This window comes from Methylorubrum rhodinum (assembly GCF_014199935.1).
Classification (GTDB): domain Bacteria; phylum Pseudomonadota; class Alphaproteobacteria; order Rhizobiales; family Beijerinckiaceae; genus Methylobacterium; species Methylobacterium rhodinum.
The window spans coordinates 45,775-63,097 of record NZ_JACHOP010000008.1; the positions used below are offsets into that span (position 1 = coordinate 45,775).

General features: G+C 67.9%; 19 protein-coding genes. 11 read left to right on the top strand and 8 right to left on the bottom strand.

The window, feature by feature from the left end:
- Nucleotides 1-35: 35 nt before the first annotated feature.
- Nucleotides 36-266, top strand: coding sequence for a hypothetical protein (locus HNR00_RS11440; RefSeq protein ID WP_183569322.1), 231 nt, complete (start codon nt 36-38; stop codon nt 264-266).
- Between the two features lie 260 nt (nt 267-526).
- Nucleotides 527-733, top strand: a complete 207-nt coding sequence (locus HNR00_RS11445) for a hypothetical protein (protein ID WP_246390551.1) — start codon at nt 527-529, stop codon at nt 731-733.
- A 462-nt stretch (nt 734-1,195) separates the two neighbouring features.
- Here the strand turns inward: HNR00_RS11445 and HNR00_RS11450 are convergent, their stop codons facing one another.
- Together HNR00_RS11450 and HNR00_RS11455 are read right to left on the bottom strand one after the other, a co-directional pair.
- Nucleotides 1,196-1,435, bottom strand: coding sequence for an alpha/beta hydrolase (locus tag HNR00_RS11450; protein WP_183569324.1), 240 nt, complete (start codon nt 1,433-1,435; stop codon nt 1,196-1,198).
- Nucleotides 1,436-1,836: 401 nt separating this feature from the next.
- Nucleotides 1,837-2,478, bottom strand: coding sequence for a response regulator (locus HNR00_RS11455; RefSeq protein ID WP_183569326.1), 642 nt, complete (start codon nt 2,476-2,478; stop codon nt 1,837-1,839).
- Nucleotides 2,479-2,894: 416 nt separating this feature from the next.
- Here HNR00_RS11455 and HNR00_RS11460 point away from each other — a divergent pair, with 416 nt between their 5' ends.
- From HNR00_RS11460 to HNR00_RS11495, 8 genes are all read left to right on the top strand, one after another.
- Nucleotides 2,895-4,823, top strand: coding sequence for a methanol/ethanol family PQQ-dependent dehydrogenase (locus HNR00_RS11460; protein WP_281383308.1), 1,929 nt, complete (start codon nt 2,895-2,897; stop codon nt 4,821-4,823).
- 111 nt (nt 4,824-4,934) lie between these two features.
- A complete protein-coding gene (locus tag HNR00_RS11465; RefSeq protein WP_183569328.1) occupies nt 4,935-5,624 on the top strand; it encodes a pentapeptide repeat-containing protein in 690 nt (229 codons plus the stop codon).
- A gap of 11 nt (nt 5,625-5,635) precedes the next feature.
- Nucleotides 5,636-6,043: a hypothetical protein gene (locus HNR00_RS11470; RefSeq protein ID WP_183569330.1), complete on the top strand. Its 408-nt coding sequence runs from the start codon at nt 5,636-5,638 to the stop codon at nt 6,041-6,043.
- A 43-nt stretch (nt 6,044-6,086) separates the two neighbouring features.
- On the top strand, nt 6,087-6,536 hold the full coding sequence (gene pedF / locus HNR00_RS11475; RefSeq protein ID WP_183569332.1) for a cytochrome c-550 PedF: 450 nt from the start codon (nt 6,087-6,089) through the stop codon (nt 6,534-6,536).
- Nucleotides 6,537-6,544: 8 nt separating this feature from the next.
- On the top strand, nt 6,545-6,859 hold the full coding sequence (locus tag HNR00_RS11480; RefSeq protein ID WP_183569335.1) for a hypothetical protein: 315 nt from the start codon (nt 6,545-6,547) through the stop codon (nt 6,857-6,859).
- The gene (locus HNR00_RS11485) at nt 6,856-7,419 is read left to right on the top strand and encodes a rhodanese-like domain-containing protein (protein WP_183569337.1); all 564 of its coding nucleotides are present in this window, start codon (nt 6,856-6,858) and stop codon (nt 7,417-7,419) included. The genes HNR00_RS11480 and HNR00_RS11485 overlap by 4 nt, the downstream gene beginning before the upstream one ends.
- Before the next feature lie 15 nt (nt 7,420-7,434).
- Entirely contained in the window at nt 7,435-8,247 is an 813-nt protein-coding gene (locus tag HNR00_RS11490) for a quinoprotein dehydrogenase-associated SoxYZ-like carrier (RefSeq protein ID WP_183569339.1), read from the top strand.
- Between the two features lie 2 nt (nt 8,248-8,249).
- On the top strand, nt 8,250-9,212 hold the full coding sequence (locus tag HNR00_RS11495; RefSeq protein ID WP_183569341.1) for a quinoprotein relay system zinc metallohydrolase 1: 963 nt from the start codon (nt 8,250-8,252) through the stop codon (nt 9,210-9,212).
- A 173-nt stretch (nt 9,213-9,385) separates the two neighbouring features.
- Here HNR00_RS11495 and HNR00_RS11500 read toward each other — a convergent pair whose 3' ends face one another.
- From HNR00_RS11500 to HNR00_RS11525, 6 genes are all read right to left on the bottom strand, one after another.
- Nucleotides 9,386-10,444 (bottom strand): PQQ-dependent catabolism-associated beta-propeller protein, encoded by a 1,059-nt coding sequence (locus HNR00_RS11500; RefSeq protein WP_312886039.1) that lies wholly within the window; start codon nt 10,442-10,444, stop codon nt 9,386-9,388.
- Between the two features lie 44 nt (nt 10,445-10,488).
- Nucleotides 10,489-11,643 carry a lanthanide ABC transporter ABC transporter substrate-binding protein PedA1 gene (gene pedA1, locus HNR00_RS11505; RefSeq protein WP_312886040.1) on the bottom strand — a complete coding sequence of 385 codons (1,155 nt, stop codon included), beginning with the start codon at nt 11,641-11,643 and terminating at the stop codon, nt 10,489-10,491.
- Between the two features lie 254 nt (nt 11,644-11,897).
- On the bottom strand, nt 11,898-12,551 hold the full coding sequence (locus HNR00_RS25515) for a c-type cytochrome (protein WP_246390552.1): 654 nt from the start codon (nt 12,549-12,551) through the stop codon (nt 11,898-11,900).
- A gap of 34 nt (nt 12,552-12,585) precedes the next feature.
- Nucleotides 12,586-12,903: a hypothetical protein gene (locus tag HNR00_RS11515; protein ID WP_183569346.1), complete on the bottom strand. Its 318-nt coding sequence runs from the start codon at nt 12,901-12,903 to the stop codon at nt 12,586-12,588.
- Between the two features lie 26 nt (nt 12,904-12,929).
- Nucleotides 12,930-14,660, bottom strand: coding sequence for a quinoprotein dehydrogenase-associated putative ABC transporter substrate-binding protein (locus HNR00_RS11520; RefSeq protein WP_183569348.1), 1,731 nt, complete (start codon nt 14,658-14,660; stop codon nt 12,930-12,932).
- A gap of 217 nt (nt 14,661-14,877) precedes the next feature.
- Nucleotides 14,878-16,755: a PQQ-dependent dehydrogenase, methanol/ethanol family gene (locus HNR00_RS11525; protein WP_183569350.1), complete on the bottom strand. Its 1,878-nt coding sequence runs from the start codon at nt 16,753-16,755 to the stop codon at nt 14,878-14,880.
- A 347-nt stretch (nt 16,756-17,102) separates the two neighbouring features.
- Between HNR00_RS11525 and HNR00_RS11530 the strand changes: the two genes are divergently transcribed.
- Nucleotides 17,103-17,312, top strand: coding sequence for a hypothetical protein (locus HNR00_RS11530; RefSeq protein ID WP_183569352.1), 210 nt, complete (start codon nt 17,103-17,105; stop codon nt 17,310-17,312).
- Nucleotides 17,313-17,323 lie beyond the last annotated feature (11 nt).

Consider the following 17,323-nt stretch of genomic DNA (forward strand, 5'->3'; position numbering starts at 1 on the left):
TCTCGCTTTCAGACTGAAGCAACATATGATGCAGTATGGAAGAGCACTTCGCCCTCTTGAGAAGCTTTGCAGCACTCATCGCGGTGCTTGAGGAGCACGCTCGCGCGCTCTCACTTGCGATTGTGGATTTACGGGCCGAGGGCAACGATGCGGCGGCAGACGCCTTGGCGAAGCTTGAGCGCGGGCACCATACCCGCATCCGCCAATTGCAAAGCGAAGTGAATATCCTGATGGGAGACGATGAGGGCCCCAACGGCGACTCTTAACGCGCCGAGCTTCGTGGCTTGGGCGTCACGCTCTTCCCGAACACCCGGTGTTCGAGGGACAGTTCCTCGAAGCGGCGGCGCTGTTGGGCCGGGTCCAGCGATTCGGCTTTCCTCCCAGCGGGTTTGGCCTTCGGCTTCGTCGCTTTCACGGTCATGGCGACGGCCACCGTCGGCGGGAATGTAAACCCTGAGACGCTTGGCATCCAAACCGACCCGTTGGTAGTATTGAGGGGCAACCGAGGGCGACCCTTCAGGGCCGCATGGCCAGTACGATGCCAGAAAAAGACGTGTTCTCAGCGGTCCGCGTCATAGAAGTCGCTCTGATCGACACGGGCAGAACCATCGCTGTCCAGCTTGAGAAGGCCGGCGGTGAGCGCGCGTTGATTCTGATGTCCCTCGCTGTCTGCGACGATTTGCTGAGGCAGCTACAACAGGGGCTGCCCGATCCGGATGCGGACGCCGGGTAGCGCCGCGCTGCCGATTGTCCGGCTGATGGCTGAGCGGCGAAGGTCGAGACAGACAGCAAGAAGCCGCCGGAGCGCACCCCGACGGCCAAAGCCCTTCCAGCGACCGATTGCGTCGCTCGCCGACCGCATCACGCTTGCCTTCGAGCAACCTCCCACGGGCTGCGCAACAAGGCGGCGCGCGCCCGCTCGCACGATCGGCAAGATCGCGGTCAGGGGATCGTCGATGTCCTCGGGCCGACGACGCCGGCCGACATCAAGAGGTGTCTGCCGGGCGTATCGCTCGCGCCGAGAGGCTCAGGCGGCCTGGACACCCGCCTCGATACGCTGCCTTCGAACCTCTCCGTCGTCACCCGATCTCCCGCATAGAGAATCGTCCTGGATCTCGGATCCAGGACGATTCTCTATGCATTTGTGCCGCATCGGCTTTTCCCGAAAGCCGGCATCCACCTTTCGGGCCGATGCTCAAGCTCCCGACGAAACGCCGATATGGATCCGGCTCGTGTCGAGCCCATGCTCCCGTCCGTGCCGATGCAGCCACGCGACCGCCGAGCGCGTCTGCCGCACGATCTCGTCCAGGCTGACAACCGGACCGAGCGGGTAATCGACGACGGCGACCGATATCCCCGTGGAGACCAAGCCCAGTGCGACGAAGGAATTGCCTTCCTTCGGCAGAGCGCGCCAGTAGCCGCCGTGAAACCACACGAAGACAGGCGGTTCTCTCCGGGGCTGAAGCGATCAGGAGCCTGCCGAAACGGTTCGTCGTAGACCGACGTCCTGCAACCGGGGAACTCGGTGCGGATCCGCGCGGCGGCGTCGACGTATTGGGCATATTCCGCGCCGAAACTCTCGTCGCCGGCCCGGACACTATAGACCCGATCCAGCCTCGCCCTGTCGATGCCTCGATAAATTTTCGTCATCGATCGGATTATTGGCACTCGTGACCAAAGGCAGCGTCCAAATATAAGCAGTCATTCGAGACGCTACCAGCAAGCGTCGGGATAAAATTGAAAGACAATTTTAGTTCTATTTCTAGCACGCACAAGTTCTAACTTGGTCGAGAACAGTTGAAACTTTTCATAAAGAAATGCCCAACTTCATGAAATTTACATTCCGACGCGGTCGAAATCCAGTGCCGAGGCGCAGAGCGCCACCTGGGTCCGGTTGCGCACGCCGAGCTTGCGCATGATCTCGGAGACGTGGGCCTTCACCATCGAGTCGCCGATGCCGAGCTCGAACGCGATCTGCTTGTTGAGCTTGCCCCGCTTGATCATCGACAGGACGTTCATCTGCGCGGGCGTCAAGGCGGCGATGCGGGCGGAGGCGTCCGCCGTCTCGCTCGCCTCGGCCTCGAGGGTGTCGGGCAGGTCGGGGACGTAGATCGAGCCCCGCATGATGCTGTCGAGCGCCTCCATGTAGGTCGCCCGCGTCGCCGATTTCGGCACGAAGCCGGCCGCTCCCAGCCGCAGCGCCTCGCGCACGATCCGGCCTTCTTCGAGCCCCGAGCAGACCAGGATCGGGATGCGGGGGAAACGGATGCGCAACGACATCATCCCGTCGAACCCGGAGACCCCCTTCATCGACAGGTCGAGCACGATCACGTCGATGCCGGGCCGCTCGGCCAGCACGGTTTTCGCCGCCTCGATCGACTCCGCCTCCTCGATGCGGGCGTGGGGCAGCCCGAGGCGGATCGTGCTGCGCAGAGCCTCGCGAAACAGCGGATGGTCGTCCACCAGGATGATGTGCATCGCGCCAACTCGTGCGGGGCCCGTCGTCGGCCGCAAGCGGTGCGGACCGGCTCGGCGCCTGGACTTTAAAAGTGATGGTCGAGCCTCAGGACAGGCGTCAAGGGCGCGAATTCAAACAAATTCATTATGATTTTTGATCTCTGCAAGCATTTCCGTTGGGCAACTTCGGCCGGGATGAACTTGCAATCCTAAGAATTCCCTATGAGGCATGGACGAAAGTTAGCGTGCGGCGGGCAATCTTTCCCGTCATACATCCATTCGAGCCCGGTTCCGGGTCGCCAAGCTCTCACGAAGTATTCCGCCCGCCCGCTCGCCGCGGCGGATCATCGGATGCTGTTCTTGAGGCTCCCGCGGGCCGGCTCCCCGTCAGAATCGAAAGACGCGGCGCGGCCCACGCGACCGCCAGGGAGAGACGCATGGCCAGGAAGAACGTAGGGCACGGCCCCCGCACGCTGATGCTCGCCACCGCTTCGTCGCTGATCCTGTCCGGCCTGCTGCTCGCAGGCCCCGCCTCGGCCCAGAAGGCAGAGCCGAAAGCCGAAAAAGCTTCGGCCGCCGCCGCGGTGAGCTGGGAGGACATCCTCAACGACCAGAACACCGACAAGGACGTGCTCATGTACGGCATGGGCATCAAGGCCCAGCGCTATTCGGGGCTCGACAAGATCAACACCAAGAACGTCAGCCTCCTGAAGCCGCGCTGGTCGTTCTCCTTCGGCGACGAGAAGCAGCGCGGCCAGGAAGGCCAGGCGCTGGTGCATGACGGCGTGATCTACATCACCGCCTCCTACTCGCGCATCTTCGCGCTCGACGCCAAGACCGGCAAGAAGCTGTGGTCGTTCTCGGCCCGCCTGCCCGACGACATCCGCCCCTGCTGCGACGTGGTGAGCCGCGGTGCGGCGATCTACAACGGCAAGATCTATTTCGGCGCGCTCGACGCCTCGATGTACGCCCTCGACGCCAAGACCGGTAAGGTGGTCTGGAGCAAGAAGTTCGACGACCACGCCGCCGGCTACGCCTATACGGGCGCGCCGAACATCATCAAGGACAAGAAGACCGGCAAGGTCGTCCTCATCCACGGCAACTCGGGCGACGAGTTCGGCGCGCAGGGCAAGCTCTACGGCCGCGATCCCGAGACCGGCGAGGAGATCTGGATGCGGCCCCTCGTCGAGGGCCATATGGGCCGCCTCAGTGGCAAGGACTCGACCACGACGGGCGACGCCAAGGCGCCGTCCTGGCCCAACGACAAGGACGGCAAGAAGGTCGAGGCGTGGAACCACGGCGGCGGCGCCCCCTGGCAGACCGGCGTCTACGACGAGAAGACCAACACCTTCGTCATCGGCACCGGCAACCCGGCCCCGTGGAACCACCATTACCGCTCCGGCCCCGGCGGCGACTGGAAGCCCTACGACAGCCTCTACACCTCGGGCCAGATCTACATCGACCCGTCGAACGGCGAGCCGGTGGGCTTCTTCCAGCACACCCCGAACGACGCGTGGGATTACTCGGGCAACAACGAGATCATCCTGTTCGACATGGAGAAGGACGGCAAGATCATGCGCCTCGGCGCGCATGCCGACCGCAACGGGTTCTTCTTCCTCACCGACACCGACAAGCTCGCCGCCCGCGACGGCCAGATCAGCAAACAGACGGCGCTCGTCGCCGCCTACCCCTTCGTGCGGGACATCACCTGGGCGACGGGCTGGGACCTGAAGACCGGCCGCCCGATCGAGGTCGAGGGCCAGCGCCCGCCGGCCCCGGAGGAGGGTCAGGCCAAGGGCAAGTCGATCAAGGTGACGCCGAACTTCCTCGGCGGCAAGAACTGGAACCCGATGTCGTACTCGCAAGCGACGGGCCTGTTCTACATCCCGTCGAACGACTGGACCGAGGATTACTGGACCGAGAACGTCACCTACAAGGCGGGTTCGGCCTATCTCGGCCAGGGCTTCCGCATCCAGCGCAAGTTCGACACCCATGTCGGCGCGCTCCGCGCGCTCGACCCGAAGACCGGCAAGATCGTCTGGGAACACCTGGAGCCGATGCCCCTCTGGGCCGGCACCATGACGACCAAGGGCGGGCTCGTCTTCACCGGCACCTCGGACGGCTACGTGAAGGCGTTCGACGCCAAGAACGGCAAGCAGCTCTGGGCGTTCCAGACCGGCTCGGGCGTCGTCTCGGTGCCGAGCACCTGGGAGATGGACGGCAAGCAGTACATCGGCATCTCCTCGGGCTACGGCGGCGCGGTGCCGCTGTGGGGCGGCGACATGGCCGACCAGACCAAGCTCGTCTCTCAGGGCGGCTCGTTCTGGGTGTTCGAGCTGCCGACCGACACCGCCTCGGCGCAGTGACCCGACGCGGGAGGGTTTTTCAGCCCTCCCGCCGCCACGGCCGGGCCGGCGCGTCATCGCGCCGGCCCGATGCGACACACCAAAGCATCCGAAAAAAAAGGAGCTGACCCGATGTCGGCCCGGACGAACGGCGCGTACCGCGCCTTCCTAATCGCCGGCTTGCTCGCGCACGCCCTGCCGGCCGCGGCGCAGACGGTGGTCCACAACCACGACGAGCGGCCCGACCCCTGGGTGGTCGGGACCTGCACCATCGCCCCCGGCGCACAATGCGCGGGCGCGGACCTGCGCCACGCCGACCTGAAGAACGCCGACCTCGGCGGCGCCGACCTCACCGGCGCCAACCTCGCCCGCGCGGATCTCCGCGGGGCGAACCTGCGCGGCGCCGTGCTGGAGCGGGCCAATCTCAGCGGGGCGCAGCTCCAGATCGCCTTCATGCAGGGCGTGAAGGCGCGGGACGCCCGCTTCGTCGGGGCCAATCTCGACCACGCCCGCATCGTCGGCGGCGATTTCAGCGGCGGCGACTTCACGGTGGCCGACCTCGAGATGGTCCAGGCCAAGCGCGCCCAGTTCGTCGGGGCCCGCTTCATCGACACAGACCTGCAGGAGGCCAAGTTCTACGAGGTCAACCTGACCGGCGCGGTGATGGACGGCGCCAAAATCCGCTTCGCGATCTTCCAGGATGCCTGGATGCAGGATTGCAAGGGCTGCCCGGTCCACTGGCAGACCGACAAGCCCGTCTGGGAGGCCTACCCGGCCGCCACCGCCCCGAAGCACGAGGACGAACCGCAGGCGGCCCGGTGAGGGCGCGGCCGATGGCGCTCGCGATGCTCGGCACGATCCTCTCGCCGCCAGCGCTCGCCGCGGGCGAGGCTGAGGCCGGCATGCGCGCGGCCTTCGCCAAGTGCCGCGCCGCCGAGGACAGAAGCGAGCGGCTCGCCTGCTACGACCGGCTCGCCACGCAGTTCGCACCGCCCCGCTTCCAGGGGCGCCTGACCGCGCAGACCGACCCGTTCGAGATCACGGCGCCGACGCTGCTGCGCTACGAGAGCGATGGCCCGATCTTCGTCCTGTACCTCAAGGACGCAGCCGGCGGCATCGTTCAGAACCTGCACATCGGCGGGGGCGGCAGCGCCACCCACCGCATCGACACGCCCGGAACCTACTCGCTGCAGGTCAGCGGCTCGGAGACGTGGCGCATCTGGCTGGATCCGGCCCCGTGAGCCGTCCCAGCCTCCCCTCATCACATCGAGAAGGCACAAGCCGATGATCCGCACGCTTCGGGCCGCCGCCCTCGCTCTGCCCCTGGGCTTTGCCGCCACAACCCTCGTCCACGCCCACGGCGACGGCGCGCCCTCGGCCATCGACACCACCGGCCTGGAGCCGCTTGGCGAGAACGACCGCGACAAGAACCCCTATATTGGCAACGCCAAGGCGATCGAGATCGGGGCGTCGGGCTACAACAAGAACTGCGCCCGCTGCCACGGCATCGACGCGAAGTCCGGCGGCATGGCCCCGGACCTGCGCGAGCTCGACAAGACCGAAGCCTCCGACGTCTACTTCCTCACCCGCGTACGCGGCGGCGCCCAGCGCGACGGCCGCTACCGCATGCCCCCCTTCGCCGACATCCTGAGCCAGGAGGCGATCTGGGCGATCCGCACCTACATCGAGAGCGAGGCCGACAAGGATCCGGCGATCGCGGCCAAGATCAATTGATCTCGCGGATGCTCGTGCATTCGGCCTCGGCGCTCGCGCTGGCAGGGACATGGTTCCTGCCCGCACCAGCGCGCGCCGAGGTCAAGGAATACCAGATCCGGCGCATGCTGATGCTGAAGACGGACTGCACCGTCACCGGCCTCGACACCGCTCGGATCGCCGACGACCCGCGCCTGCGCGACCGCTTCCGCGCGACCTGCGAGAACGTCAGCCACTATCCCGACGGCGTCGAGATCGTCTGCCCCGACACCGAGGACGAGCGCGACTGCACCCTGCTCACGGCCAAGCGGGAGTTCCCTCACTTGCGGCTGCTCGCGCGATGAGGCTCGCGCTCACCGCCGCGCTCAGTCTCGCCCTCGTAGCCGGACAGGCGCGCGCGGCCTCCGACTTCGACAGCGACGAGGCCACCGGCTACCGGGTGCAGAACTACCGCGCCCCGGTGACCCGCCCGGTCGAGGGCGGCGAGCGGATCGATCTGCCCGCCCTCGACCGCCTGCGGGAAGAAGGCGCGGTGCTGATCGACACCATGCCCCAGCGCGGCGGATACGATCCCGCCACCGGCGCGTGGCGCATCGTCGATCGGCGCGAGACCATTCCCGGCGCGACCTGGCTGCCCGAGACCGGCCGCGGCCAGCTCGAACCCCGGCTCGCCGCCTACTTCGCCCGCCACCTCGCCCGCCTGACCGAGGGCGATCGCCGACGCCCGGTCGTGCTCTTCTGTCTGGCCGATTGCTGGATGTCGTGGAACGCGGTCAAGCGCGCCGCCGCGCTCGGCTACGCGCGCCTCTACTGGTTCGCCGACGGCACCGACGGCTGGACGGAGGCCGAGCGCCCCCTGGTCGAGGCCGTGCCGCCCCCGGTCCCGCCCCTCGATGACCGCTGAAGGCGAGGTTCCGCCATGCCCTTCCTGCCCTTCTTCAAACCGTTCGCCGGCCGCCCGCTCGCCCCCGCGGCGGCCCCGTCGAGCGGCAGCCGCGACCCGCTCGATTCGCCGCTCTGGCCGACCATGGCCGAGCGCTATCTCGGCGGGCGCCGCGCCGTGTTCGACGACGCGGTGCAGGTGGTGCTGCCGCCCGTCACCGAGGACCAGACCCAGGTGCCGGTGACCGTCGATGCCCGCGCGCTCGGCCGCGCCGACGAGGTGCTCGTCATCGCCGACCTCAACCCGTTCCCGCTGACCCTGCGGCTGGAGCCGTTGGCGGCCCAACCCTTCGTGGCGTTGCGCATGAAGATCGAGCAGGGCACGCCAATCCGCGCCGCGGTGCGACGGGGCGACATCTGGCATGTCGGCGGGCGCTATCTGGATGCAGCGGGCGGCGGCTGCTCGGTGCCGCCGGTGGTGGAGAAGAAGGTCGATTGGAAGAGCCTCGGCGAGACCCGCGCCCGGGCCTGGAGCGAGGGCGACGGCCTGCGGCTGCGGCTTCGCATGACCCATCCGATGGACACCGGCATGCTCGCCAATATCCCGCTCTTCCTGATCGAGGAACTGAGCGTGAGCGACGCCGCGGGCGCGGTGCTCGCCCGCCTCACCCTGCAGGAGCCGGTCTCCGACAACCCGACCCTGACGCTGCTGCCGGATCGGCCCGAAGCGGGCGAAGCGCTGAAGCTGCGGGCGCGCAACACCAACGGCACGACCTTCACGGCGCGGGTGCCGATCCCGCAGACGACGGGCGCGACTGGATCGGTCGCCGGACAGGAGGGACGGCTGTGAGCGTGGAGACGACACCCCTGACCCGCCGCGCCGGCCTCGCCCTCGGGCTCGCGGCGGCGGCCCTGCCCTGGCTTCCCGCCGAGGCGGCGGCCCTCAGATACGCCCTCGATCCGGTCGAGATCGCCCCCCGCGTCTGGACGATCTACGGCGCGCCCGAGCCGATCACCCGCGGCAACGGCGGGGCGATCGCCAACATCACCGTGCTCGACACCAGCGACGGCGCGGTGCTGATCGATGCCGGGCCCTCGCACCGCTATGGCACGGCGCTCAAGGCGCTGGCCGAGCGCCTGACGGCCAAGCCGGTGGTGCGGGTCTACCTCACCCACATCCACGCCGACCACATGCTCGGTGCCACCGCTTTTGACACCGGCACGGTGAGCGGCGGCCCGGCTTTGCGCGGCGACCTAAAGCGCGCCGGCACCGACCTCACGAACGGCATGTATCGCGTCGCGGGCGACTGGATGCGCGGCACCGGCGTGCCCGAGCCCGGCCGCGTCGCGGAGGCCGGCGTCGAGACCATCGGCGAGCGCCGCTTCCGCATCCTCCCGCTCGCCGGCCACACCCGCGAGGACCTGTGCCTGTTCGAGGAATCGTCCGGCCTGCTCTTCCCCGGCGACCTCGTCTTCCTCGACCGCGCCGCCACCACCCCCGACGCCGATCCCGAGCGCTGGCGCGGCGCGCTGGCGAGCCTCGCCGAGATCGATCACCGCCTGCTGATCCCCGGCCACGGCCCGGTCGAGGCCGGGCGCCGCGGCATCGACCAGACCCGGCGCTGGCTCGACACGGTCGAGGCGCGGATCGGCGACGGCTTTTCCCGCGGCCTCGACGTGACCGAACTGATGGAGGCGCCCCTGCCGGACTGGACCGCCGGGCTCGCGGTGGCGCGCTACGAGTTCGCCCGCTCGGTGATGCACCTGCTGCCGGCCCTGGAACGCCGCGATCTGCCGCTCCTGACGCAGACCTGACCGCGGGGCCTCCGCTCGCGGCTCGAGGAAGGGAGTCGGCATCCCGCCAGCCATGGGCCGACCGCCCCTCTCAGGATCGTACTGCGTATACCTGCCGAGGAACCTCGAGCCCAGGCCATCACTGTACGACGCGACCCTTGCTCGATCCATCGGATGCGATGGTGGAGGGGTGGTCATGGCTTGACGGCGATCCCCCACGGCAGGCGTCCGACCACGGCCGAGCGCTCGACCTTGAGCGAGGCGACATCGATCACCGAGAGGTCGTTGGTTAGCCCGTTCACGGTGTAGACCTTGGCGCCGTCCGGGCTCAGCGCGAGCTGCCAGACGCGCTGGCCGACGAGGAGGTACTTCTGGATCTCGAAAGTCGCGGCGTCGATCACCGCGACGCGGTTGGCCCGGCCGAGCGCCACGAAGGCGGTCCTGCCGTCGGCCGAGAAGGCGATGCCGTTGGGCTGGATCAGCTCGGCCCGCACCGCCGGGATCTCGAAGGCGACCGTCTTCTCGACCTTGTGGGTCTTCGCATCGATGATCGCGAGGGTCCCGCCGATCTCCGAGGTGACCCAGACGCGCTTGCCGTCGCCCGTGAACACCGCCACGCGGGGCCGCGTGTCGACGAGGACGTTGGCGATCACCTTCGCGGTCTTCACCTCGATGAAATGCGCCATGCTGGTCGATTCGGAAACGTTGACGACCACCGACCCGTCCGGGCTGACGCCGACGCCCTCCGGCTCGACCCCGACCGGAATCTCGGCGAGCGGCTTGCCGCTGGCCCGGTCGATGGCGGTCACCATGCTGTCGTTCTCGTTGGCGACGTAGATCGTCGCGCCCGAAGGCAGGATATTGAGCGCCTCCGGGTCGGCCCCCGACGGGATCGAGCGCACGACCTTCAAGCTTTCGGTGTCGATCACGTCGACCCGGTCGCTGTCGCCCGCGCAGACCATCACCTCGCGCCCGTCCGGCGTGATGACGATGCCGCGCGGGCGCCGGCCGACGGGAATCGTCTTGACGACCGAGAGCGTGCCGGCATCGACCACCGTGACGGTGTTGTCGCGCTCGTTCGAGACGAACAGGGTGGCGGCGGTGACGGGCTCCGCGGAGAGAAGTGCGAGGAGGCACGCCGCCCCTATTCGCGCCCTCTTCCTGAGGTGCGGAGCGAAGCGGAGCCTCGAAGGAGGGCTCCAGGGATCGCGAGACTTCTGGAGCCCTCCTTCGAGGCCCGCTGACGCGGGCACCTCAGGATGAGGGGGGTAGATGGGACGGCACGAAAAAAAAAAGCTCACGAGCGGCGTCTCAGGCGGCATTCGGTTTCGGGCTCGTCGTATCCGAGGCTGTCGGTGAGGTATTTCGGGTGCAGGAAGCCGTCCTGCGGCGAGATCGAGACCAGCATGCGCGGGCCCGCGAGCAGGATCGGCTGGCGCAACTGCTGGTCCCAGGGCCGGAAGGTCAGCGCCTCGCCCTTGAAGGCCGCCACCCCGAACTTGTCCGAGAGCAGGAAGTCGCGCATCGCGCCGGGTTCGGTGACGCGGGCGCGGACCACCACCTCGCCGAGGATGCGCGCGCCGAGCCAGCCGCCGTAGTCGCGCTCGGTCATCACGCGCTTGGCCTGAAGCTCGAAGCGGTGCTGCATCTGCGCCGCCGAGTATTCCTCGAAGCCCCGGTGCCACGCGACAGCGGTGAGGCCGGCGGTGCCGACGACGGGGCGGGGCTCTGCGGTGTTGTAGGGCAGGTAGTCGCCGAACGAGCCGTTCTCGTCGGCCACGAACACCACGTCGTGGTCGGCGACGTTGCGGGTCGCCATCGGCATCTGCGTCTGGATCTGCTGATGGCCGGTATCGACCCGGCGCGAGCCCGGATCGTAGTCGTAGGCCCGCTCGGCCACGATCCTGCCGCCGAAGCGGGCGGCGGCGCGCTTCACGCCCGCGGCGTAGGCCCGGTCGGCCGGCGTGGTGCCGGCGAGCAGGAACCAGCGCTTCCAGCGCTTCCAGGCGAGGTACTGGCCGATCGCGTCGGCGCGCATCGCCAGACTCGGCAACAAGTGGAAGACGTTGGCGCGGCACTCCTTTCCGCGCAGGGCGTCGTCGCTGGTGCGCAGGTCCATCAGCAGCGCGCCCTTCGCTTCCGGCAGGTCGGCGAGCGCGAGTTGGTCCTTGGGTTCGAGGTCGGCGAGGATCAGCCGATCGCCGCCGGCGAGGAGATCGCGGCCCTTCGCCACCACGTCCTCGTCCTCGCCGACGATCATTTCGAAAAGCTCGAACCGGATGCCGAGGAAGGTGCCGGTGCGGTTGTTCTCCGAGATCGCCAGCCGCGCGCCCTGCACGCCGCGATCGCTCGCCACCGTCTCGACCAGCGAGATCGGCAGCGGCTCGACGTAGCGCTTGCCGAGATAGACGACGCGGATGACGGTTTCCGCGGGCTGGGCCTGTGCCGGCACCGTGAGAAGACCGAGCGCGATCAGGATCGGCGCGAGGCGAACGCGATGCCGACCCTCCCCCCTCAGCGGGGGAGGGTGCCTGCGGAGCAGGCGGGAGAGGGGAGCGACGGCGCAGAACGAAGCGCCCGGCATCCGCCGCACCGCCTCGTCCGGCAGCGGGGTTTCCCCTCTCCCGACCCCCTTCGGGGGCCACCCTCCCCCGCGGAGGGGGGAGGGCAGGCGCGCGGGTGTCGGGACGTCTTGCAGCCTCCACCTCACGGCTGCGCCCAGGGCTGTCCCTTCGGGTCGTATTTGTAGACCGTGCGAATCCACGAGACGATCTTCCACAGGTCGTCCTGGGTCTTCACAATCTCGCCGTGCGGCGGCATCGGGCCCTTCACGTTCTCGCGGCCGACGCGCTTGGCGCCCGTCGCGACGAGGCCGTCGGTGCCGACGGCGATCAGGCGGAACAGGGTGTCGTCGTCGCTGCCGTAGACCCAGACATCGTTGGTGAGGGGCGGGCACATGCCGCCGCCCCCGCCGCCGCCGTGGCAGCCGTTGCAGCCCGCCGCCATGTACTTCTTGTGGCCGACCTCCGAGACCGACTTGTAGTCCTTGTAGGGGTTCTTGAGGCTGCCCTTGTCGGGGAACTTGGCGACGAGTTCGAGCGGCGTCATCGCAGGGTTGCCCTCGGCCTGGGCGTTCTCGACCTTCACGCCCTCCTGCTTCCTGGCGGCCTCCTCGGTCTGCGAGGGCGCGTCGGCGGGCGGCTTGACCTCGCCGGCTTTCGAGGCGTCCGGCGGCGCCTCGACCGGGGCCGGACCGTGCGGCGCGATCCCTTGCGCCAAGCCCTGGCCCAGACCCAAGCTCAAGCCGATGCCGAGGGCGAGCGCCGGCGGCACGGCGAAGGGGATGAGACGTCTCGACATCGTTGTCCTCCGTTTCTGGTCTTTTTCTTGTGTCCTACTGGGTCGGTGCGTCCGCGTTCTCGCGGGACTTCATCCGCTCCCAGGCCGCGCGCGCCCGCTCGATGTTGGTGTTGGGCGCGTATTTGAAGAAGGTCTGCGAGGCGGCGGCCGTGAAGCAGTAGACCTTGCCGCCCTTGACGACGTTGACCGAGCAATCGGTCCGGATGTGCCGGCCCGCGATGACGCCCATGACGTCCTCGTTGTCGAACTCGCCGCGCAAAGGCGCCTTCGGCACCTGGTACTTCCAGATGTCGCCGTCCGGCCCGTATCTCTGGGCCGCCGCCCCGCTCGGGCAGGCCAGGGCCATGAGCATCGCGAGCCGGAGCGCCCGAGCGATCCTCACTGCCCGGCCGAGGATTGCAGAACCTTGAGCATCCGCACGGCCGCGACGTTGTCGTTGCGCTCGGCGATGGCCGCGGCGGTCTGGCCGAACTTCGACTTCGCGTTCATGTCGGCACCCGACTGGGCGAGCAGGCCGATCAGGGGCGAGTTGTCCCGCGCGGCGGCGATCATCAGCGCGCTGACGCCCTCGTGGTTGACCGCGTTCACCTCGGCCCCTTTGGCGATCAGGGCGCGGCCGATATCGACGGGGCTGTATTTCTGGTTGATGTGATGCGCCCGCTGGCTCGACGGCAGCTTGGTCGCGGTCACCATTAGGGCGGTCAGGCGCTCCTTGCCGCTCGTCGCATTGACGTCGGCGCCCAGCCCGATCAGAGCATGCGCCGCCTCGAACTTGCCCTCGTCGGCGGCGAGCGTCAGGGCGGTGAAGCCCGTCGGCGTGCGGGCCTGCAGGTTCGCCCCGCGGGCCGCCAGCAGGGTGAGGCCGGCGGCGTCATTGCGCAGCACCGATTGCAGCAGCGGCGTCCAGCCGTCGCGGTCGAGTCGGTCGACCTGCGCGCCGCGGTCGAGCAGCAGGGTCATCATCGCGCCGTCGCGGTCGCGGGCGGCGCGGTGGAGGGGCGTGGAGCCCTCGAGCGACAGGGCGTTCGGGTCGGCGCCGCGGTCGAGCAGGACGGCGACACGCCCGGCATCGTGCGCCATCACGGCGTTGCCGAGTTCCTCGGTCAGGTCGGCGCCCTGCGACAGCCACTCGTCGAGGCGCGCCTGCGTCACCTCCTGGCGGCGCTTGCCCTGCGCCGTCTCGCGCGGGCGGTTGTAGACGCCGTGGGCGGGCAGGTCGCCGGCGACGATGCAGTCGCTGCACTGGACCAGCGGCACGCCGAATTCGCGCAGGATCGCCTCGACCTCGGCCTTGTTGTCCTCCAGTGCGTTCTCGATGGCGTATTTGAGCACCGCGTCGGTCTTGCGCATGCCAATGGCGAGGTCGAACTCCATCGGGATGTCGTCGTCCCACAGGTTGACCGGCTGAAGGTCGAGGGCCACCCCGCGCTTGGCCTTGAGGTAGCCCGCGAACGGCCCCCAGACGCCGGCGATGTCGAGCGTGCCGTCGACCACCTGCTGCACCTGCCGCCAGGGCTGCTTGTCGGGCGAGAGGTCGGCGTCGTGGCTGACCACGTGAACGGTGACGTTGGTCGAGATGCCGCGCCGGAACAGAGCCTCGCGCACCGCCGAGAGCTGGTAGGTGCCGATCTTCAATTCCCTGAGCTTCGGATCGTCGAAGCCCGAGAAGGTCAGCTTGTCGGCCGCGCGCGTGGCCAGCACGTAGGTGGTGCGGTAGATTGGGTCCGTCGTCAGCAGCGGGTCGTACTTCGATGGCATGTCCATCAACAGGTCACACTCGTTGTCGTTGAAGGTCTGCCGGGTGATGCCGCGCTCCAGATAAGGACGGTAGAAGTATTCGAGCTTGGCCTTCATCGAGCGAGCGAGCAGCTCGGCGATGCGGTTGGCGTAGCCGTTGCCCTTGTCGTCCGAGAACGGGAGATTGCCCGGATCGGCGCAGACGCGCAGTCGGGCGAATTTCTGGGTGCGGGCGAGCGCCTTGGCCTCGTCGCGCTCAGCCGCCGTGTAGTCGTCGAAGTTCTTTCCGTCGCGGCCGGCCTGCACCGCAGGTGGGAAGAGCGTGAGGGCGAAGAAGGTGACGAGGGCTGCCGAAACGGAGCGAGACGCCATGTCGGTCGACGGTCCTTGAGCCGAACGCTTGAGATGAAGGCGCGGCCGGTCTCGTAGAGCCGGCCGCCAGTTGGAGGAAATCAGGAGAGCCAGTGTTCCCCTCCCCCTTGCGGGGAGGGGGAGGGGTGGGGGTCGGGCAGGCGGCACCGCAGCGCCTCATCCTGTGCCACCCCCCACCTCCAACTCCTCCCCGCAAGGGGGAGGAGAGCAGGGCGCGTCACTCGGCGACGCGGAAGGTGTAGAGCGTGCCGCCCTGCGGGATCTTGTCGAGGCCGGTGACCTTCGCCATCGCGGTGGCGCCGATCGCACCGTACTTGTCGTCCATGTCGAGGCCGGCGGTGACCGGCAGGCCGATCCAGCCGCCGATGCCGGACCACACGGAGACGTACTGCTTGCCCTTGACCTTGTAGGTGATCGGGTTGCCGATGATCCCCGAGGCGAGCTTTCTCGACCACAGCACCTTGCCGTCGTTGCGGTCCACCGCCCGGAAGTCGCCGTTGAGCGAGCCGTAGAAGACGAGGCCGCCATCGGTGTTCAGCGTGCCGGACCAGTTCGGATACGGGTCCGGGATCTCCCAGATCGTCTTGCCGGTGAGCACGTCGAACTTCTTGAGCTTACCGGTCACGCCGGGCTTCTCGGGGTACATGTAGACGTTGGCGAAGACGTAGACCGTGCCCTGCTGGGTGTGGGTCCGCTCCTGCGGCTCGTCCTCCATGCACCAGTTGTTGGTCGGCACGTAGAAGATGTTCGGCTCCTTCGGATCGACGGAGGCCGGCTGCTGGTCCTTGCCGCCCATTGCCGAGGGGCAGGCCTGGGTGTTGGTGCCGATCTTGAAGGGCGAGTGCTCCTTCACCTTGACCGGGCGGCCGGTCTTGAGATCGACCTTCTCGGCCCAGTTCACCGTGACGAACTTGTGGGCGCGCAGCAGCGTGCCGTCGACCCGGTCCATCACGTAGGCGAAGCCGTTCCGGTCGAAGTGGACCAGCGTCTTGCGCTTCTTACCGTCCACGTCCATGTCGACGAGGATGTTCTCGTTGACGCCGTCGTAGTCCCACTGGTCGAACGGCGTCATTTGGTAGGCCCACACGGCCTCGCCGGTGTCGACCTTGCGGGCGAAGATGGTCATCGACCACTTGTTGTCCTGCTCACCCTCGTTGCACTTCTCGTGGGTGTCGAACTTGCAGCGGGTGGTCGGGCTCCAGTTTCCGGGGTTGCCGGTCGAGGCATAGACGATCTTCAGCTCCGGATCGTAGCTGTACCACGCCCATGGGGCTCCGCCGCCGCGCTTCCACTCGTCGTTCGGATACGAGTTGATGCCGAGATCCTTGCCGGCCGTGCCGTAATGCGGGTTGGCCTTGTTGGTCTCAGGCGTCAGGCAGACGTCCTTATCCGAGCCCGTCGAGTGGCAGGTCCAGGCAACCGAGCCGTCCTTGAAGTTGTAAGCGACGAGACGTCCACGCGCGGCGAACTCGTCGCCGCCGAAGGCCGCGATCACCTTGTCCTCGGCGATGATCGGCACCGAGGTCTGGGTCTCGCCCTTCTCGGGGAAGGCGTGCTTGACGACCCACTTCTCCTTGCCGGTCTGGGCGTCGAGGGCGATCACGAAGCCGTCGAGCGTCGGCACGATCACGGTGCCGCCGGAATAGGACAGGCCGCGGTTGACCGTGTCGCAGCAGGCGCGCGGCACCGCCGACTCGTCGCGGTCGGAGGTCTTGACGTAATTCCAGACCTGTTTCGGGTTGTCGGGGTCCGAGAGGTCGAGCGCCTGAACGATGTTCGGCCAACCGGAGATCAGGAACATCATCGGCTTGCCGCCGACATCCTCGATCACGAGGGGCTGGCCCTCGTGGCCGCGCATGGTGCCGCTGGCCTGCGACCAGACCATCTGAAGCTTGTCGATGTTCTTGGTGTTGATGTCCTTGAGCGCCGAGTGGCGCTTCAGACCCTGGTCGCCGCCGGGCGCGCCCCACTGGTTGGGGTCCTTCTCGCGCTTGGTGATCTCGTCGTTCGCCCGAGCGCCCGATACCCCGACGACGGCCGTGCCGAGCACGGCCACGGTCGCGAGGGCGGCGAGCGGGATGCGTATCCCGTTCATCGTGTACCCCTTCGTGCGTTTCCCTCGCTCCGGACCCGAAACACCCGGGGGGCCACCTTCTGCGAGGCGGCCTCCCCGGTAGGTCCATGAGCGGAGCGAGGATGGGCCGCCGGGAGTGCCGATGAACATGGGAAGAATTCCCGATTCCTCGCGAATTTTTATTCTAAGATTTTCATAAAATCTATTGCTCGACTGCCGAAACGTCCCGCAGCCTTTAGACTTTCAAGCAGTCTGTGGTGATGGATTGACGTATTCCGGGAAGTTCAGGCAGTCTTGTTCGGCACAATGCTGCAGCCTTCGGCGTCTCGGCGGCCCGCGCCGAACCACGCCCCGGCGGAGATCCGCCCATGTTCCTCGTCTTCGTCGCCTGCCTGATCGCCGCGCCGACCCGATGCGAGGAGGAGCGTCTGCGCCTGCCCGACGGGGCGAGCACGGTGCAGGCCTGCTGGACCGGCGCCCCGGCCCTGCTGATCGAGTGGGAGAAGGCCCATCCGGACTACAAGGCGTCGATGGACTGGCGCTGCGTGCCCGAGAGCCGCTTGCAGCGGCGCAGCTAACGGCGACGCCC

What these genes read in the sequence shown, in the direction of transcription:
- HNR00_RS11480 (WP_183569335.1), top strand. Translation starts at nt 6,545, where the DNA reads ATGCTCGTGCATTCGGCCTCGGCGCTCGCGCTGGCAGGGACATGGTTC.
- HNR00_RS11525 (WP_183569350.1), bottom strand. Translation starts at nt 16,755, where the DNA reads ATGAACGGGATACGCATCCCGCTCGCCGCCCTCGCGACCGTGGCCGTG.
- HNR00_RS11520 (WP_183569348.1), bottom strand. Translation starts at nt 14,660, where the DNA reads ATGGCGTCTCGCTCCGTTTCGGCAGCCCTCGTCACCTTCTTCGCCCTC.
- HNR00_RS11440 (WP_183569322.1), top strand. Translation starts at nt 36, where the DNA reads ATGGAAGAGCACTTCGCCCTCTTGAGAAGCTTTGCAGCACTCATCGCG.
- HNR00_RS11470 (WP_183569330.1), top strand. Translation starts at nt 5,636, where the DNA reads ATGGCGCTCGCGATGCTCGGCACGATCCTCTCGCCGCCAGCGCTCGCC.
- HNR00_RS11455 (WP_183569326.1), bottom strand. Translation starts at nt 2,478, where the DNA reads ATGCACATCATCCTGGTGGACGACCATCCGCTGTTTCGCGAGGCTCTG.
- HNR00_RS11515 (WP_183569346.1), bottom strand. Translation starts at nt 12,903, where the DNA reads ATGCTCATGGCCCTGGCCTGCCCGAGCGGGGCGGCGGCCCAGAGATAC.
- HNR00_RS11485 (WP_183569337.1), top strand. Translation starts at nt 6,856, where the DNA reads ATGAGGCTCGCGCTCACCGCCGCGCTCAGTCTCGCCCTCGTAGCCGGA.
- HNR00_RS11445 (WP_246390551.1), top strand. Translation starts at nt 527, where the DNA reads ATGGCCAGTACGATGCCAGAAAAAGACGTGTTCTCAGCGGTCCGCGTC.
- HNR00_RS11530 (WP_183569352.1), top strand. Translation starts at nt 17,103, where the DNA reads ATGTTCCTCGTCTTCGTCGCCTGCCTGATCGCCGCGCCGACCCGATGC.
- HNR00_RS11490 (WP_183569339.1), top strand. Translation starts at nt 7,435, where the DNA reads ATGCCCTTCCTGCCCTTCTTCAAACCGTTCGCCGGCCGCCCGCTCGCC.
- HNR00_RS11465 (WP_183569328.1), top strand. Translation starts at nt 4,935, where the DNA reads ATGTCGGCCCGGACGAACGGCGCGTACCGCGCCTTCCTAATCGCCGGC.
- pedF (WP_183569332.1), top strand. Translation starts at nt 6,087, where the DNA reads ATGATCCGCACGCTTCGGGCCGCCGCCCTCGCTCTGCCCCTGGGCTTT.
- HNR00_RS11460 (WP_281383308.1), top strand. Translation starts at nt 2,895, where the DNA reads ATGGCCAGGAAGAACGTAGGGCACGGCCCCCGCACGCTGATGCTCGCC.
- HNR00_RS25515 (WP_246390552.1), bottom strand. Translation starts at nt 12,551, where the DNA reads ATGTCGAGACGTCTCATCCCCTTCGCCGTGCCGCCGGCGCTCGCCCTC.